Origin of the sequence: Streptomyces sp. NPDC058086 (assembly GCF_042885015.1) — a bacterium.
In the GTDB taxonomy this organism is placed as follows: Bacteria; Actinomycetota; Actinomycetes; order Streptomycetales; family Streptomycetaceae; genus Streptomyces.
The window spans coordinates 42,097-58,631 of sequence record NZ_JBHVST010000072.1; the positions used below are offsets into that span (position 1 = coordinate 42,097).

General features: G+C 69.9%; 16 protein-coding genes. 7 read left to right on the top strand and 9 right to left on the bottom strand.

Annotation, left to right across the window (positions count from 1 at the left end; genetic code table 11):
* Positions 1–83: 83 nt before the first annotated feature.
* From ACFVWD_RS39280 to ACFVWD_RS39295, 4 genes are read left to right on the top strand one after another with little or no spacing between them, the layout of a single operon-like run.
* Positions 84–1,172 carry a hypothetical protein gene (locus ACFVWD_RS39280; protein WP_389602776.1) on the top strand — a complete coding sequence of 363 codons (1,089 nt, stop codon included), beginning with the start codon at positions 84–86 and terminating at the stop codon, positions 1,170–1,172.
* A complete protein-coding gene (locus ACFVWD_RS39285; RefSeq protein ID WP_389602777.1) occupies positions 1,169–2,341 on the top strand; it encodes a toxic anion resistance protein in 1,173 nt (390 codons plus the stop codon). The genes ACFVWD_RS39280 and ACFVWD_RS39285 overlap by 4 nt, the downstream gene beginning before the upstream one ends.
* Positions 2,338–3,894, top strand: a complete 1,557-nt coding sequence (locus ACFVWD_RS39290; RefSeq protein ID WP_389602778.1) for a substrate-binding domain-containing protein — start codon at positions 2,338–2,340, stop codon at positions 3,892–3,894. Before ACFVWD_RS39285 ends, ACFVWD_RS39290 begins: the two co-directional genes overlap by 4 nt.
* A complete protein-coding gene (locus tag ACFVWD_RS39295; RefSeq protein ID WP_389602779.1) occupies positions 3,881–4,492 on the top strand; it encodes a hypothetical protein in 612 nt (203 codons plus the stop codon). The genes ACFVWD_RS39290 and ACFVWD_RS39295 overlap by 14 nt, the downstream gene beginning before the upstream one ends.
* On the opposite strand, the gene ACFVWD_RS39300 is transcribed toward ACFVWD_RS39295, so the two are convergent.
* The 7 genes from ACFVWD_RS39300 to ACFVWD_RS39330 all read right to left on the bottom strand — a co-directional run bounded on the left by ACFVWD_RS39300 (position 4,493) and on the right by ACFVWD_RS39330 (position 11,790).
* Positions 4,493–5,665 carry a hypothetical protein gene (locus tag ACFVWD_RS39300; protein ID WP_389602780.1) on the bottom strand — a complete coding sequence of 391 codons (1,173 nt, stop codon included), beginning with the start codon at positions 5,663–5,665 and terminating at the stop codon, positions 4,493–4,495.
* Positions 5,662–6,483: a PP2C family serine/threonine-protein phosphatase gene (locus tag ACFVWD_RS39305; protein WP_389602781.1), complete on the bottom strand. Its 822-nt coding sequence runs from the start codon at positions 6,481–6,483 to the stop codon at positions 5,662–5,664. The genes ACFVWD_RS39300 and ACFVWD_RS39305 overlap by 4 nt, the downstream gene beginning before the upstream one ends.
* A 3-nt stretch (positions 6,484–6,486) precedes the next feature.
* Positions 6,487–7,248, bottom strand: coding sequence for a hypothetical protein (locus ACFVWD_RS39310; protein ID WP_389602782.1), 762 nt, complete (start codon positions 7,246–7,248; stop codon positions 6,487–6,489).
* A 24-nt stretch (positions 7,249–7,272) separates the two neighbouring features.
* Positions 7,273–8,361 carry a hypothetical protein gene (locus ACFVWD_RS39315; RefSeq protein ID WP_389602783.1) on the bottom strand — a complete coding sequence of 363 codons (1,089 nt, stop codon included), beginning with the start codon at positions 8,359–8,361 and terminating at the stop codon, positions 7,273–7,275.
* 93 nt (positions 8,362–8,454) lie between these two features.
* Entirely contained in the window at positions 8,455–8,937 is a 483-nt protein-coding gene (locus ACFVWD_RS39320; protein WP_389602784.1) for a hypothetical protein, read from the bottom strand.
* The gene (locus tag ACFVWD_RS39325) at positions 8,924–9,910 is read right to left on the bottom strand and encodes a protein kinase (protein WP_389602785.1); all 987 of its coding nucleotides are present in this window, start codon (positions 9,908–9,910) and stop codon (positions 8,924–8,926) included. The genes ACFVWD_RS39320 and ACFVWD_RS39325 overlap by 14 nt, the downstream gene beginning before the upstream one ends.
* A gap of 605 nt (positions 9,911–10,515) precedes the next feature.
* The gene (locus ACFVWD_RS39330; protein ID WP_389602786.1) at positions 10,516–11,790 is read right to left on the bottom strand and encodes a glycosyltransferase; all 1,275 of its coding nucleotides are present in this window, start codon (positions 11,788–11,790) and stop codon (positions 10,516–10,518) included.
* 236 nt (positions 11,791–12,026) lie between these two features.
* Here ACFVWD_RS39330 and ACFVWD_RS39335 point away from each other — a divergent pair, with 236 nt between their 5' ends.
* Together ACFVWD_RS39335 and ACFVWD_RS39340 are read left to right on the top strand one after the other, a co-directional pair.
* Positions 12,027–12,617, top strand: coding sequence for a tetratricopeptide repeat protein (locus ACFVWD_RS39335; RefSeq protein WP_389602787.1), 591 nt, complete (start codon positions 12,027–12,029; stop codon positions 12,615–12,617).
* Complete coding sequence (locus tag ACFVWD_RS39340) at positions 12,614–13,888, top strand: glycosyltransferase (RefSeq protein ID WP_389602788.1); 1,275 nt, start codon at positions 12,614–12,616, stop codon at positions 13,886–13,888. Before ACFVWD_RS39335 ends, ACFVWD_RS39340 begins: the two co-directional genes overlap by 4 nt.
* Positions 13,889–13,978: 90 nt before the next feature.
* On the opposite strand, the gene rfbD is transcribed toward ACFVWD_RS39340, so the two are convergent.
* Positions 13,979–14,896 (bottom strand): dTDP-4-dehydrorhamnose reductase, encoded by a 918-nt coding sequence (gene rfbD / locus ACFVWD_RS39345; protein WP_389602789.1) that lies wholly within the window; start codon positions 14,894–14,896, stop codon positions 13,979–13,981.
* Positions 14,893–15,867 (bottom strand): dTDP-glucose 4,6-dehydratase, encoded by a 975-nt coding sequence (rfbB, locus tag ACFVWD_RS39350; RefSeq protein ID WP_389602790.1) that lies wholly within the window; start codon positions 15,865–15,867, stop codon positions 14,893–14,895. Before rfbB ends, rfbD begins: the two co-directional genes overlap by 4 nt.
* A 482-nt stretch (positions 15,868–16,349) precedes the next feature.
* Between rfbB and ACFVWD_RS39355 the strand changes: the two genes are divergently transcribed.
* Positions 16,350–16,535 (top strand): hypothetical protein (locus ACFVWD_RS39355; protein WP_389602791.1); only part of this gene is annotated, 186 nt, incomplete at its 3' end.

The window sequence follows — 16,535 nt, forward strand, 5'->3', positions numbered from 1 at the left end:
GGTTGCATACCGGGATCGGTCGGACACCCTCCGTTCACCCGGTGCGGCCGGGAATGTTGGGTTCCGGGAGCACGCTCCTCGATGTGAGACGCATCGCGGGAATCGTCCTGGCGGTCCTGTTGATCGGCGGCGTGGCAGCAGCCGTCATCGGGGGCCGCGAAGGTCAGGACAAGGGCACGGCAACGAAGACCGTGCGAGGAGTGATCGGATCGGAGAAGGCGGAGTTCTTCGCCGATCCCGACGTGGTGAAGGCCCTGGCTGCCAAGGGCTTCACCGTGAAGACGGAGACCTCCGGGTCCTGGGCCATGGACGGCCTGGACCTCAAGGGGTACGACTTCGCCTTCCCCTCCAGCCAGGCCCCGGCCGACGAGCTGGCCGCCAAGTACGACGTACGGCAGCCGCTGCCGCGCCCGTTCTACTCGCCCCTCGTGGTCGTCGCGCACCGCAGCGCCGCCGAGGTTCTGGCGGCGAACGGTCTCGCGACCGTCGGCAAGGGCACCGGCACGCTCAGGATGGCCGCGTACCTCAAGGCCGCCGGGCAGGACCGGACCTGGCAGCAGCTCAAGGGGGCCGCGGCGCACGGCGAGCTGACCGGCACGCTCTTCATCGCCAGCACCGATCCGAACACCTCCAACTCCGGCGCGCTCTACCTCGCCGCCGCCTCGTACGTCGCCGACGGCGGCCGGGTCGCGGCCGGCGCCGCCGCCGTCGGGCGCACCGCGCCCCTCATGCACAAGCTCGTCAGCGTCCAGGGCGCCCAGCAGTCCAGCACGGACGCGGCGTTCCGGGACTTCATCAGCGGGGCCGGGAACCCGCTCGTGCTCGTGTACGAGTCGCAGGTCGCCGCGCTGCTCAACCAGGGCCAGGACATCGGTGACCTCACCGTCCTCTACCCGGACACCACGGCGAACAGCGACCACACCGTCGTCCCCCTCACTCCCGAGGGCCGCGCGCTCGGTGAGCTCCTGAGCAGTGACCCGGCCCTGCGCAGGCTCGCCGTCAGGCACGGGTTCCGGCCGCAGGGCGCGACCGGGGAGTTCACGGCGGCCACCGCCGCCCACGCCACCTATCTCAACCAGAAGCTGACCGGCGTCCGGCAGGCGCCCGTGCCCGCCTACAAGGTGCTGCACGAGATGGCGCGCCGGGCCGGGAACCAGGGGGAAAGCACGTGACGACCGAAGACACCTTCACCCTCACACCGCCCGAGGCCGTCGCGCCCGTGCCCCGTGAGAAGGCGGGCGGGCTGGTGCCCGTCGACCCGTCCGTCCAGGACGAGATGGCACGCCGGGCCGCCGAGTACGTCGGCTCTCTCGCCGCCCTCGACGCCCGCTCGCCCGAGTTCGCGGGCAAGGTCGGGGAGATCGCGGGCCTCGGCGCGAGCGAGATGCGGGGCGCCGCCGCGCAGTCCAACCGCATGCTGGAGCGCACCCTGCGCAGCCTGCCCGACAAGGGCGGGGACGCCCAGTCGCACGTGGCGGGCTCGCTGGTCGAACTCCGACGTGTGGTCGAGGACCTGGACCCGCGCGACCTGCCCGCGAGCAAGGGGCGGAAGTTCCTGTCCAAGCTGCCCGGCGGCAACAAGCTGCGGGACCACATCGCCAAGTACGCCTCCTCGCAGGCCACCCTGAACAAGATCGTGGGCTCGCTGCGCGGCGGCCAGGACGAACTGCGCCGCGACAACGCCGCGTTGCAGACCGAGCGCCTCCGGCTCTGGGAGACGATGGGCAAGCTCCAGGAGTACGTCGTCCTCACCCAGGCCCTGGACACGGCGGTCGAGGAGCACATCGCCGCCGCCGAGGCCGTGGACCCCGCACAGGCTGACACCCTGCGCGCCGACGTCCTCTTCCCCGTCCGGCAGAAGCACCAGGACCTGCTGACCCAGCTCGCGGTGTGCGCGCAGGGCTATCTGGCCATGGACGTGGTCCGACGCAACAACGACGAACTCATCAAGGGCGTCGACCGCGCCGCCACCACCACGGTGTCCGCACTGCGCATCTCCGTGATGCTGGCCTCCGCCCTCGAGAACCAGCGCAAGGTCGTCGACCAGGTCAACGCCCTGCGCGGCACGACCGAGGACCTGATCCGCGGCAACGCCGAGATGCTCGCCACCCAGAGCGGGGAGATCCAGCGCATCGCCGCCGACCCGGCCGTCGGCGCGGAGACCCTGCGCACCGCCTTCCAGCAGATCTACCGCACCCTCGACGCCATCGACACGTACAAGGTCCGGGCGACCGAGTCGATGGCCGCGACCGTCGAGTCCCTCACGTCCGAACTCCAGCACGCGAGCGCCTACTTGGAACGCAGCCGCTCGCAGGGCGCCCTGGAAGGGGGCTCCGCGTGAGACGTCGTACGGCCTACGCCGTCGTGTCCCTGCTCGCCGTCACGGCCACCGCCGCGGTCACCGGCTGCACGACGCAGGACCAGAAGCAGGGGTCCGACAGCAACGCCCCCGAACCCGGCACCCTGCGCGTCCTCGCCTCCAGCGAGCTCAGCGACATGGCGCCGATCCTCGAACAGGTCCGCAAGGACACCGGTATCAAGGTCCGCCCCACCTACATGGGCACCCTCTCCGCCGTCGACCTGCTCGCGAAGGGCAAGGTGGACGGCGCGTACGACGCACTGTGGCTGTCGTCCGACGACTATCTGCGGCTGCGCCCCGAAGCGGCGAAGAAGGTCGTCTCCCAGACGCCGATCATGTCGAGCCCGGTGGCGATCGGGGTGAAGCCGGCGACCGTGAGCGCGCTGGACTGGAAGCCCGAGGACGTCACCTGGTCGCAGGTCGAGAAGGCCGTCGCGGACGGGAAGCTGACATACGGCATGACCGATCCGGCCCGCTCCAACTCCGGTTTCTCCACGCTGATCTCGGTGGCCTCGGGCCTGTCCGGGGCGCAGTCGGCGCTCACGGACGCGGACGTGGCGAAGGCGACCGGGCGCCTGAAGGAGTTCTTCAAGGGGCAGAAGCTGACGTCGGGGTCCTCGGGCTGGCTGGCGACGGCGTACGAGCGGCGCGGCACCGTGGACGCCCTGCTCAACTACGAGTCGATTCTCAAGGGCATGAAGGGGCTGACGGTCATCCGCCCGCGCGACGGCGTGGTGACCGCCGACTACCCGCTCTCCTCGCTCGCCTCCTCCAGCAAGGACACCCGCGAGAGTGTCCGCCGCCTCACCGAGGCGCTGCGCGCTCCGGCCGTCCAGCGGGAGATCACTCAGCAGACGCGGCGCCGCCCGGTCGTCGCCTCCGTCTCCCCGGCGGCCGGCCTCGACACCGGCCGCCGGCGTGAACTCCCCTTCCCCGGCAGCCGGTCCGTCGCCGACCGCCTCCTGGACTCCTACGAGAACAAGCTCCGCCGGCCCTCCCGGACCGTGTACGTCCTCGACACCTCCGGCTCGATGGGCGGCGGCCGGCTCGACCGGCTGAAGAAGGCGCTCACCGGGCTGACGGGCGACTTCCGCGACCGCGAGGAGGTGACGCTGATGCCGTTCGGCTCGAAGGTCAAGAGCGTCCACACGCACGTGGTGCGGCCCGAGGACCCGGGGGCTGGTCTCGACGGCATCCGCAAGGACACCGAGGCCCTCAGCGCCTCCGGCAACACCGCGATCTACACGTCGCTGGAGAAGGCGTACGAGCATCTGGGCGCGGGCGGCGACACGTTCACGTCGATCGTGCTGATGACGGACGGCGAGAACACGAGCGGCGCCGACCCCGAGGACTTCGACGGCTTCTACGGTCGGCTGCCGGGCGGGCAGAAGGAGATCCCGGTCTTCCCGATCCTGTTCGGCGACTCCGACCGGGGCGAGCTCCAGCACATCGCCGACCTGACCGGCGGCCGCCTCTTCGACGCCCGCAAGGGTTCGCTCGACGGCGCCTTCGAGGAGATCCGTGGCTACCAATAAGAACCCACTGAGGTATCTGGAGTCCCGCAAGAACCTCACCGGCAGCGCCTGCGGGCTCGTCGGTCTGGCCCTCACCTTCGCGGGGGTCGCGGGCCCGTACTGGCCGGTCGTCGTCGCGGGGCTGTACGGGGCGGGCGCCCTGATCGCCCCGCCGGAGCGGCCGCCGCTGCCGGACTTCCCGGATCCCTCGGCCCAACTGGAGGAGCTACGTGGCGACTTCGGCCGCCTGCGGGAGTATCTGGACGGTGTGGAACTGCCCCCGGCGGCGGCGGGCCGGCTCACCGAACTGACCGAGCTCCTGACCGCCCTGCTGGATCCCGGCTGGGTCGCCGAGGTGCTCGTGCAGGACCCGGAGGGCGTGCACGCGCTGTCCCGTGCCGTACGTCAAGACATCCCCGAGGCCGTCGACACCTTCGTACGGACACGGTGGTGGACCCGGCTGACGCCCGGCACCGAACCGCCGGAGCGCCACCTGGAGCGCCAGCTCACCCTGCTGCACGAGGAGGCGGACCGGCTCGCGGCGGCCCTGCGGGAGATCGAGGCCCGGCGCCAGGAGTCGCACACGCGCTATCTGGAGGACCGCGGCCGCTCGCAGTGATCAACCGCCGCCCAGTTGCTTCGCGACGACCGCCAGGACCACCACCAGCGCGACCAGCACGGCGACCTTCAGCGCCGAGCGCAGACGCCCGCCCGGCCGCTCCTCCTCCCGCGGCGGCGGGTCCGGCAGCGGGAGCGGCGCGGGTCCGTTGAACACGTCGTGGCCCGTGGTCGCCACCCGGGTACACCACGGGCAGGACGTCAGATGGGAGCCGTACGCGTGCAGCGGGCGGCTCGGGCAGATCCGCACCTGGGAGCGCTCCTTGTTCAGGGCGCGCAGCCAGGCCTCCGCGGGAGGCCGGGCGGCGGGGGCGAGGACGCCGGGGCCGAACGCGGCGCGGGCCAGGGTGAGCAGCTCCGGCGGCAGGACGGAGGGGTCGACGGTGCCGCGCGGGATGACGACCCGTTCGGGGCGGACCACGTAGGAGCAGCTGGCGGCGATGTTGTCCTTGACGGTCGACTCGGACGCGCTGTCGTGCGGGACGCCTCCGAAGGGGTGGTTGCCGGCCGTCAGGAGCTGGTAGACGAGGACCGCGAGGGCGAAGTCGTCGGTGGCGCGGCTGGCCGGGCCGCCCGCCTGGCGCTCGGGGGGCGAGTAGTCGGTGGTGTGCATCAGACAGGGGAAGAGTTCCCCGGTCGCCGGGTCGGTGAAGGCGATGGAGTCGCAGTCGAGGAAGGTGACGAAGCCGTTCGCGTCGACGACGACGTTGCTGCTGGAGAAGTCGCCGATGACGAGGTTGTCGTGGTGCATGCGGGCGGTCATGAACGCGAGGTTCCAGGCGACTCCGAGCAGGAAGCGCCAGTCGGCCCGCTCGGGGAAGAGCTTGCGCCGCTGGGCACGGGTGAACAGGCCGATCAGCTGGATGTGCGCGGGTTCGCCGAAGCGCCGCATGGCGTAGCCGAGGAACTCCCCGCGCGCGCCGCGAGCGAGGGCCGTGGGCCAGGCCAGTTCGGGCGGCTGGGAGGCGTTGGTGGGGCGGGCGGCGAGCGGGGACATGGTCAGCATCCGGGTCAGCCGGCGCTCCTGCTCGGGGCCCGGGGGTTCGCGGTAGAGCTTGACGACGATCGCGTCGTCGCCGACCACCGGAAAGACGGCCGCCTGGCCGCCGCCCTTGAGCGGCAGTTCCGCGAGGGTGACGGGCTTGCCGTCCAGGAACACGGTGAGGCCGCTCATGGGCGCCCCTTGCGGACGGCCCGCAGCAGGGTCTTGTCGTCGGCGTTCAGCGCGGTCAGCCGGTCCGACCTGAGCAGCGCGGCCAGTGCCTCGTGCGCGTTGTCCGACACCGGTCCCGGAGCGTCCAGGGAGCGGAAGACGGCGTCGGCGAAGGACGCGTTCGGGCTCGACGCGCCGTCGGCGGAGCGGTTGAGCGCGGCCTGCGCGAGTCCGTCGGTGGACAGCAGCACCCCGTCGATCCCGGGGTCGGACACACAGTCGGTCCGCACCCAGCGGGCCGCGTCCGGCGAGGTGAGGAAGACCGTCTCGTTGCTGTACTCGCTGGCCTCTGCGGCCTGCGGCAGCAGATGGAACTGCCGCTCACCGTCCTCCGTGCCGGCGCGTACGACGACGAAGCCGTCGCCGAGGGTGAGATGGCCCAGCCAGTCCGGGGCGAGCACCACGACGGTGAGGGTGGTGGCGAAGTCGGCGGCGTTCGCGCCGGTGGTGTCCAGGAACACCTTGCTGACGTCGTGGAAGGCATCCACGAGCAGTTCGCGCACGGCCGCCGCGGGCCCGCTGTCCGCCGCCGCGGCCGCCCGCCGTCCGAAGTGCTCGGCGGCCAGCTCCACCGCGAGCCGGGAGCCCTCGTCGGAGCGCGGCCGGCTGCCCGCGCCGTCCGCGACCGCGAGCACCACCACCGACGGTGACACCGTGTACGCGCAGGCGTCCTGGCAGGGCAGGCCCTGACGCCGGTGCCGGTAGCCCTCGACGCTCATGCCGTGGACGCGCCAGGGCGACTCCCGCTCGCCCCTCTCCTTCCCGCCCCTCTCCGCCATCGGTCAGGATTCCCAGGCCGGGCGCTGGGTCTTGAACTGGCTGAAGATCTTCTCGAAGACCTCGTCGCCCGCGCCTTTCTGCTCGGCGTTCGCGCTGGCGGACATCATCTGCAGCAGCTCACGGAAGGGGAAGCCCTGGAGGCGGGCGTTGAACTTCGGCGCGAAGGCCTGGAGGACCTGTTCGCCCATGTCGGTGATGCCGCCGACGCCTATCGCGTAGAGCCGGAAGCGGCGGGCGCGCTGTTCCTCGGCGAGGACGGGGATCAACCGATGCCAGGAGTCGGTGAGATGGCCGGTGCCGTCGGTCGGCAGTCCGTCGGTGACCAGGCAGATCTGCGGCCGGTAGTACTGCAGTCCGGAGGCGCGCAGCTCGGCCTTGCGGGCGGCGACGATGTGCATCGACAGTTCCAGCGCCTCGGTCATCAGCGTCACCCCGGCGGCGGCGAGCTGGGGCGGCCGGAACAGGTGGGCGGGCACGAAGGGGCTCACCGGGGCGCGCGGGTCGAGGAGCTGGGGCCCGCGCCAGGCGCCGACGCCCTGGCCGCCGAAGGTGATGACGGCGACCTCGACGCTGTAGCTGAGACTGACGTCGTCGTGCAGTTCCCGGGTCCACTCCATGAGCGCGTTGTTGAGCGTCTGGATGGGCGCCCCCGCCATGGAGCTGGAGGTGTCGAGGCAGAGCACGAGCGGCAGGCGCTGCGCGTTGTTCTCGAACTCGATGTCGGCGTACTCCGCCGGCAGCGTGGGCGGGTATTCGCTGTGCATCTTGGTCTCTCCTGGTGTGCGAACTCAGGGCCGCGTGTGCTGGTCGTGGCGTCCTGCGGCCGTCGGAAAGGCGTACAGGACGTCGGAGTCCCGTTCGCGCGCGTCGGTGACGTCGACGAGTCCGCCAGGGGCGGGCGGCGGACGCCCCGGGTCGGCCCACACCGCCCGGTACAGGACGTGGTCCAGCTCGACATAGCCCTGGGGGTGCAGTTCGGTGCGGACGACCGCGGAACGGGCGGGTTCCTTCCGGTCGCCGACCTCGCGTTCGTGGCGGGAGGCGGGTGCGGCCCTGAGCCGGGTCGTCTGCTCGTCGGGCACCCGGGGTCGCGGGGCCGGTGCGGTGGGCTCGGCGGCGGGCGCGGCGGCGGGCGCGGCGAGGTGGGGGGCGGCGGGCGCGGCGAGGTGGGGGGCGGCGGTCGCGGGGCCCCGGGAGGAGCGGCGGACGAGGACCAGGAAGGCGGTGAGGAGCAGGACGAGCAGGGCGCAGAGGGCGGTGAGCGCCGTGGTCTTCTTGTCGAAGAGCGGGCCGGAGGACTTCGTGTCCTTGGCCTGTTTGGAGGAGGTGTGGGCCGTGGGAGGGCTGCCGGTGACCGGGTCGGCGGGCGCGACGACGGAGTAGACGTGCTGGGAGCGGTCGCTCCTCGGGTCCGCCTTGATCAGGTCGCTGCCGCGCAGGGCGTGGGTGGCGAGCCGGGCGCACAGGTCGTCGCGGTTCTTGACGTCGCACGCGCCCACGGCCTTCAGGTCCTGCACGGCCTCGGGCGACAGCTGGTCGATGTGGACGCTCGCCTCCACCCAGCGCACCCCGGCGAGCAGGAGCAGGGCCGTGCCGCCCGGGCCGGTGTGCTGGTTCGCCGGCACCTCGACCACGAGGTGGCTGCGAGCGTTCAGCACGCGCTGCTCGACATCCCTGCGGTCCTTCTGGGCGCCGTCGAACGGCAGCGCGCCGTCCAGGGTGACCACGAAGGTACCTTCGCCGATCCAGCGGGACCAGCAGTCGAGGCGCGCTCCGAAGTCCTTCTCGCACGAGGGGACGGTCGCCCCCGCCACTCCCGCGGACATCACCGTGCCCCACAACCCCAGAAGCACAACGAAATACAGTGAACGTCGCATGCACAACCCCCGTGGCCTGAAAGGCACCCGCCCATAGTGGGGGTAACCGGCGGGCGCCCGGAAGAGGTTTGGGGCACAGGCCGGTTCTCACTTCTACAACTTGAAGACCTGATGGCAACGGGTGAACATCTGCCGCGCCCGTTCCACCCAATCGCTGGCCAAAGCGTCGAAATCCGTTTGTGTCATCCGACAGGTCAGCGGCAGATCGCAGACTCCGGCGAGACAGGGGCGCGGTCCTCGTACGTCCCACACGGAGAGCATGGGATTCAGTTGTTCGGTATTCCATGCGTTCGATGCCGCGGCGGCGACTGCCAGTTGGTCCTGGCGCAGATAATGACCGTCCGTCGCAAAGGCAACAAGGAGTCTCTTGGTGGTCATGAACCGCACCGTGACCATCCGCCCCGTTTCCTTGAGATCGAATTGCAGGGACACGGAAACGGTGTCGGTCATGGTGTGGTAATTCCGTCGGGCCACCCAGTTCTGCACCAACCGGCGCCAGTGCGCGCCCACTTCGAGTATGTCGCGTTCCCGGCCGGGGACGGACTCCCGGCCGACAAAGGGCTCAGGCACCGCCACGGCCCACCGCCTCGGCGACCATCGCGTCGGTCAGTCCGGCGTCCAGCAGCGCCTGGGCGTGCAGCAGCAGACAGGACGGGACGGAAACGCTCGTACCGGCCCCGCGGCGGACCGCCAGCTCACGGGTGCGCACTTTGATGCTCCGGGCCACGGTGGGCGGTGGCCACGACGCCGGCTTGGGGTTCTGCTCCAGCAACTCGGTCAGCAGATCGGCCGGCTGAGGCCGGTCCTCGGGTCGCTTGGCAAGGCAGCGCCCGATCAGCTCCCGCATTCCCCGCGGTACGCCGTCGAGTTCGGGCTCGGCGAGGACGACCCGGTAGCGCACCGCCTCCCCGCCGCCGTGCGGCGGGCGGCCCGTGAGGGCGTACACGAGGACCCCGCCGAGGGAGAAGACGTCGCTAGGTGGCCCCACTTGCGCCCCCTTGACCTGCTCGGGCGACATGAACGGCGGGGTGCCGACCACGACGCCGGCCCGGGTCAGCGCGGGGGCGCCGTCGACCCGGGAGATCCCGAAGTCGATGACGCGGGGTCCGTCTGAGGCGAGGAGCACGTTCGCCGGTTTCAGGTCCCGGTGCACCACGCGGGCGGCGTGGATGGCCTGTAACGCTTCGACCAGGCCCGCACCGAGCCGTCGTACCTGCGGCTCGGGCAGCGGCCCGTCGGTACGGACCGCCTCGGCGAGCGAGGGACCGGGTACGTACATCGTGGCGAGCCAGGGCAGTTCGGCCTCGGTGTCGGCGTCGATCACGGCGGCGGTGTACGCGCCGCTCACCACCCGCGCGGCCGCCACCTCGCGTGCGAAACGCTCCCTGAACTCGCCCTCCGCCGCGAGCTCGGGTCGCACCACCTTCACCGCGACCTCGCGCCCGGCGGGCGAACGGCCGAGATACACCCATCCCATCCCGCCGGAGCCGAGCCGCCCCACAATGCGGTACGGGCCGATCTTCATGGGGTCACTGACGGGTGTGCGCACCCCGCTCACCTCATTTCGGGGGTTCGTTGCAGGATGTCCCGAGTGTCCCGCGAATTCCCGGTCGGGGTACGGGTGATGCCGGAAATGGACGCCGGGACTACGTTCGGCGTGGTTCGGTACGTGGTGGGCATCAGCCGCGCGGCTCTGCCCGCGTGGGGCGCGGCCCAGACACCGCACCAACACACGCCACACGTCCTTGTCGACGGTGCGCTGGAAATCGAGGTCGGACTCCGACAGGTCGAGCCCCTTCCGGCATACCCGTTCCAGGGCCGCTCGTGCAGCGCGCCGGGCAGCTCGCCGCCGACGTCGCATGACGTCAAGGCAGCCGCTCTCATAGGCGTGAGCGCCATGATGGTGGCCTGTCAGAGGATGAAGGGTGCATTCGGGTGGTCTGCAATTCCCAGGCACCTGCCGCATGACAGCTCGTCAGGACGACCTCATGACGTCGGCGGAGATGACGGTGGTTCGGATTCCGGTACCGCTGGCAACGTCACGGTCGCCTGGTACCTGCAACTCGGACAGATCCTGGCAGAAAGGGACCGCGCCGACGAGGCCGAGGACCAGTTCCGTCGTGCCGTCGCAGCCGATCCCCCGCCCTCGCCGTGTCAAGCTCCTACGAGCTCCTTCGAGCCGAGCTCGCGTTGTGCGATCTCAAGGTTCTGAGTCAGACGCTCGCGATGTTCGGTGGGCAACTTGCCGCCGTTGAGGAGGCGTTCGCAGCAACTCTTCGACTCCTCGTGCTCTCCGACCCAATACGCGGACACCGCCAGTTCGTCGAGTGCGCGCCAGTCGTACCAGCTGGACTCGACGCACATGTGGTCGCTCGGATACGGGATCCGCGCCGCCTGCCGCGCGAACATGTAGGCGAGCGGCCAGCGCCCGCCGTTGACACGGCACAGGCGCGCGAGGTCGCCGAGCGCTTCGGCGCGCGAGGGGCGGCTCTCGTGCGCACGAAGGTAGCGGTCCATCACCTCGGCCTGCGGCCGCTCAAGCGCTTCCGCGAGCCGTGCGGCCGAGAGGTGGGCGACGAAGCCCTCCTCGGCCCAACCGTCCATGGCCGCCCGGCGGTCATAGGCTTCGAGGGCCTTCTCCAGCTCACCGGCGTTGCTCAAGCTCTGGGCGAGGTAGAAGACGTAACGGGCGTTGTCAGGCTCCTTGACCAGGCCTTGCTGGAGGGTCTCCGCATCCCGCAGGTACTTCTCCCGCAGGCCTACCCCCCTGCCGCGTGCCCCGCCGCCCACGATGAGGATGTTAATACCTTCGAGAGTCCCGACGGTGGTCCCCGAGCCGCAGTCGAGGTACTCGTGCAGGACGCCGACGTACCGCCACGGCAGCCGCGTTGAGACCAGAGCACGGCGCGTATGGATGCTGGGCCCTTCGTGCAGGGCGACCCTGTAGGCGTCGAGCGTCAGCTCCGGCATGCGGAAGCCGGAACCCACCTCCATGACGTCGTCGGCGTCCATGAAGAGCAGGTAGTCCGCGCCCGCGCGGGCGAGTTCGATCGCCTCGGTGCGGCTCCCGTCAAACCCCTTCCAGGGCCGTTCGTGCAGTTCGCCGGGCAGATCGCTGTAGACGTCGCGGATGACGTCCTGAGTACCGTCGGTCGAACCCGTGTCCAGAATGACCCAGGTGTCGATCAAGGGCCGTACGGATTCGAGACAACGCCGGATCACCGGGGCTTCATCCTTGACGATCATGTTCAGGCAGACCGTTGGCTTCACAGATACCATCCAACTCCGCGATGACGAATGACCGATGCGTGACGGTATCCAGGTGTTTGCGGCCACGCAAAGAGGCTGGCCCGGGCAGTCGTGTTCATCGGCCTGAGCAACCGCGACGGCGGCCTTGTCGGCGGACGCAATTCCGAACAGCCGGCCCAATTACCCGATGACAGCACGAGATTCGCGACATCCGATTCGGCGAACCTCATCTTTGATGCGTACATTCGGGTGGTCTGCAAGCCCCAAGTGCCTGCCACATGGCGACTCATCAGGACCGCCTCGTAACGTCGGCGAAGATGACGGTGATTCGGAAATCAGCCGCATCTACCCGTCCCTCACTATTCGCGAGATGTGACCAAGTGAAACGTAGGCGATTGTGGGCAGGGCTCGCCGGAATGCTGGCGGTTGCCACAGGCGTGACCGTCTGGGCGATTCAGCCCCATCCGACCCTGGCCCAGGATTCCAAGACCACGCCAGCAATCTGGACGAAGAACCAACAGGTCGACGCGCTTATGCAGACCGCTCTTCTGCAACAGCGACAGCTCAACGACTCTGAGGGGGCGGCCAATACCTACGGGCGGCTGCTGAAACTGGACCCTCACAACAAGCTCGCCTGGTACAACCTGGGCTTCATCGCGCAGCAGAAAGGCAAGACGCGCGATGCCCGTGCCGCCTACGACAAGGCTCTGAAGATCGATCCGTCATACACGTCGGCTCTCTTCAGCGAGGCGATGATGCTGAAGTCGAGCGACCCCGACCGGACCATGGAACTCCTGAAGCGTGCCGTTGCCGCCGAACCGGAAGCAGCCGTGATCCACATGCAACTCGGGCTTCTCCTGGCGGAGAAGGGCCGCGCCGGCGAGGCCGGGGACGAGTTCCGGCGTGCCGTCGCGGCCGATCCCTCTCTGCGTTCCCAAGTACCGGAAGATTTCCGGGATTCCGTCAGCCCCTCCCCGACATCGAGCCAAGCAGGGAGCATCAGATGACGTCGACCGCGACGCCCAGGTTTTCTGTCTTCACCCCCAGCCACCGTCCCCGTTTCCTCGATGAGTGCCTGGCGTCCCTGCAGGCGCAGACCTGTTCGGACTGGGAGTGGATCGTCCTGCTCAACAACGGCGCCCGGTGGCGGCCGGAGCGACCCGACGAGAGGGTCCGTCTGGAGGTCGCGGACGACGTCCGCGGCGTCGGAGCGGCGAAGCGCAGGGCCTGTGAACTGGCGCGCGGCGAGATCCTCGTGGAACTCGACCACGACGACCTCCTGGCGAACGCGTGCCTGGCGGAGCTCGGCGAGGCGTTCGACGCGCACCCCGAAGCCGTTTTCGTCTACAGCAACACCGCGCACATCACCGAGGAAGGCGAGCGGGAGGAACTCCGTTTCGACGAGACGTGCGGCTGGGAGTACGAGGAGGTGGACGTCGACGGCCGCAAGCTGCTGCAGGCCATTTCCATGGCGGCGACGCCGCACAACGTTTCGTACATCTGGTACGCGCCCAACCATGTCCGGGCGTTTCGCAAGGAGACCTACGAGGAGGTCGGCGGGTACGACGCCACGCGTACGGTCCTGGACGACCAGGATCTGATGTGCCGTCTCTTCCACGCCGGCGACTTCCACCACATCAACCGCTGCCTGTACCTCCAGCGGATCCATTCCTCGAACACCCAGCTCGACCCGGAGATCAACGCACACATCCAGCGCGAGACAGTCGTCCTGTACGACAAGTACATCGAGGCCAACGCCCTCGCCTGGAGCCAGCGGCGCGGACTGCTCGCGCTGGACCTCGGCGCGGCCCGCCGGAAGCCGCCCGGCTACGTGGGCGTGGACCAGTACCCGGGAAAGGGTGTAGACCTCGTCGCGGCCCTGCCCGGGAAGCTGGACCTGCCCGACGGATCGGTCGGCTTGGTGCGGGCGACCGAGTTCCTGGAGCGCGTGCCCGGGAAGGTGCCGCTGATCAACGAGCTGTACCGGCTGCTGGCGCCCGGCGGCATGCTCCTCACCATGACGCCCAGCTCCGACGGCCGCGGCGCGTACCAGGACCCGTCTCACGTCGCCTTCTACAACGAGAACTCGTTCTGGTACTACACGGACAACGAGTACCGTGCCTTCGTGCCCGACCTCGATGCCCAGTTCCAGATGTCACGGCTGGTCACCTACTTCCCGACCGAGTGGCACTCCCAGAACGACATCTCGTACGTGGTCGCCAACCTCATCGCGATGAAGGAGGGGGCCGCCCGGTGCGGCGGACCGCTGCTGGTCTAGGACCCTGCGCGACGCGGCGCCCGGCGGGGTCAGGTTCCGCCGGGCGCCGCGTCGCGTTCTGGGCCGTTCCGTCTCGGTCGTCGCCCTCCCTCAGGTCGCCAGGCGTCCGCCGGCCGTGCGCGCCGCGGCGGCCAGAGCGGCGAAGGCGGGCGCCTGCAAGGCCGCGGTCAGCTGGTCGTCCCAGCTGGGCAGTGGCGCGAGACCGGCCCGCAGCCAGTTGCCGTGACCGAGTACACCGAACGCCGGACGGGTTGCCGGACGCGGGAACTTCTCCGAGCCGACCGGGCGGATCCGCTCGGGATCGAGGCCACTGAGACGGAAGGTCTCACGCGCCAGACCGCACCAGGTGGTGTGACCGGCCGCCGTGCCGTGGTAAATGCCCGCCGGGGCCCGACCGGCCAAGGCGGCATGGCCGAGGGCCGCCAACTGCCGCGCGAGCGCACGGGACCATGTCGGCTGACCGTGCTGATCGGCCACCACGTCCAAGGTTTCGCGCCGGGCGGCGAGTTCCAGCATGGTGGCCACGAAGTTGGGGCCGTGCGCGCCGTAGAGCCAGGCGGTGCGCACGATGTATCCGGCGCGGGGCAGCAGCTCGACGACCGCCCGCTCCCCTGCCAGTTTGCTCCGTCCGTACGCGTTGACGGGATCCGTCGGTGCGTCTTCCGGGTACGGTCGACGGGAGTCGCCCGGGAACACGTAGTCGGTGGAGATGTGCAGCAGGAGTGCGCCGCTGTCCGCGCAGGCGCGTGCGAGGTGGCGGACGCCCGTGCCGTTCACGGCTGTGGCCGCCGCCTCGGACCGCTCGGCGCCGTCGACGTCCGTCCAGGCGGCGCAGTTGACGACCACCCCGTGACCGGCGACGGCCGCGCGCGCGGCTGCCGGGTCCGTGATGTCGAGCTGGTCACGGCCCAGTCCCGTCACCGCGGCGTCCGGATCGCCGGCGAGCTCGGCCAGCACGTCCTGGCCGAGGAGCCCGTGTGCACCCGTCACCAGCCAGCTCGTGGTCATCGCGGTTCGGCCCTCTCCTTCAGCGGCTCCCACCAGGAACGGTGTGTGCGGTACCAGGCGACCGTGGCGGCCAGACCGTCGGTGAAGGAGACCTGCGGGGCGTAGCCGAGCTGCTCGCGGATCTTGCTGTCGTCCAGCGAGTAGCGCAGGTCGTGGCCTTTGCGGTCGGTCACGTACTCGACCCGGTCCCAGCCCGCGCCGACCGCGTCCAGCAGCAGGCCGGTGAGCTTGTGGTTGCTCAACTCGGTTCCGCCGCCGATGTGGTAGACCTCCCCGGCCCTGCCGCCGTGCAGGACCAGGTCGATGCCCCGGCAGTGGTCGGAGACGTGCAGCCAGTCGCGGAGGTTGCGGCCGTCTCCGTACAGGGGGACCGTCCTCCCGTCGATCAGGTGGGTGATGAAGAGCGGGATGACCTTCTCGGGGAACTGGTACGGCCCGTAGTTGTTGGTGCACCGGGTGACCACCACGTCCAGGCCGTGGGTGCGGTGGTAGGCGAGCGCGAGCAGGTCGGAGCCGGCCTTCGACGCGGAGTACGGGGAGTTCGGCGCCAGTGGCCATCCCTCGGTCCACGAGCCTTCACTGATCGAGCCGTACACCTCGTCGGTGGAGACGTGGAGGAAGCGGCCGACACCGTGCCGGTGCGCGGCGTCCAGCAGCACCTGGGTTCCCATCACATTGGTGCGGACGAACGGGCCGGCCCCCTCGATCGACCGGTCCACATGCGACTCGGCGGCGAAATGCACCACCACGTCCTGCCCCGCCATCACCTGGTCGACGACGTCCGGGTCACAGATGTCGCCCCGGACGAAGGTGTAGCCCGGATGTACCGCCACCGGTGCCAGATTGGCCTCGACCCCCGAGTAGGTGAGTTTGTCGAGGACGGTGATCCGCGCTGACGGATCCGATTCCAGCCGTCGGCGGACGTACTCCGAACCGATGAATCCGGCGCCGCCGGTCACAAGGATGCGCATATTTCTCCGAGTTTTTCTTGCTGCCCGGGGTCCGCAGCACCAAAGCTTCAGACGCCAGGTCGCGGGCGCGGACACAATGCGGACGGTGCCCGCGAGGCCGAAACCTCGGGGGCACCGTCGCTCATTCCCAGGGGAAGCGGAAGCGAATGGCCGGTAGCGCGCTACCGCTCGCGTGGGAGTTACGGGGTGATATCGGCGCAGACCACATAGGCGGTTTGCGTGTTGGAGCCTGGGGGGGTGCTGGGAGGGGCAGCCGAGACGGAAACCTGCCACCCCGTGGGGGTGTCTCCACTACCGAAGGTGAAGGGCCTGCTGGTCTGGACGTTGGCGCTGTTTCCGTTGAATCCGCCGCCGGTGGCGATGTCGCCCGCGTCGCACGTGGCAGTCACCGTCTGGGCGGGCGGGTCGAAGGTGGCGAGCCTGACGTACGTCTTGACGCCGGGACCCTGGTTGCCCTGGTTGCCCTGGTTGCCCTGGTTGCCTTGGTTGCCCTGGTTACCCTGGTTACCCTGGAAGCCCTGCGGACCCCGGTCGCCCTGGAAGCCCTGGTTGCCCTGGTTGCCCTGGAAGCCCTGGTTGCCCTGGTTACCCTGGTTACCCTGGTAGCCCTGCGGACCCCGGTCACCCTCTCACCCCTCCGTGGACACGATGGGCTGGATGCGCTGCTG

Bases quoted from the DNA above. Each gene is read 5' to 3' on its own strand.
- ACFVWD_RS39300 (WP_389602780.1), bottom strand. From the start codon at position 5,665: ATGAGCGGCCTCACCGTGTTCCTGGACGGCAAGCCCGTCACCCTCGCG.
- ACFVWD_RS39305 (WP_389602781.1), bottom strand. From the start codon at position 6,483: ATGGCGGAGAGGGGCGGGAAGGAGAGGGGCGAGCGGGAGTCGCCCTGG.
- ACFVWD_RS39310 (WP_389602782.1), bottom strand. From the start codon at position 7,248: ATGCACAGCGAATACCCGCCCACGCTGCCGGCGGAGTACGCCGACATC.
- ACFVWD_RS39315 (WP_389602783.1), bottom strand. From the start codon at position 8,361: ATGCGACGTTCACTGTATTTCGTTGTGCTTCTGGGGTTGTGGGGCACG.
- ACFVWD_RS39335 (WP_389602787.1), top strand. From the start codon at position 12,027: ATGCTGGCGGTTGCCACAGGCGTGACCGTCTGGGCGATTCAGCCCCAT.
- ACFVWD_RS39340 (WP_389602788.1), top strand. From the start codon at position 12,614: ATGACGTCGACCGCGACGCCCAGGTTTTCTGTCTTCACCCCCAGCCAC.
- rfbD (WP_389602789.1), bottom strand. From the start codon at position 14,896: ATGACCACGAGCTGGCTGGTGACGGGTGCACACGGGCTCCTCGGCCAG.
- rfbB (WP_389602790.1), bottom strand. From the start codon at position 15,867: ATGCGCATCCTTGTGACCGGCGGCGCCGGATTCATCGGTTCGGAGTAC.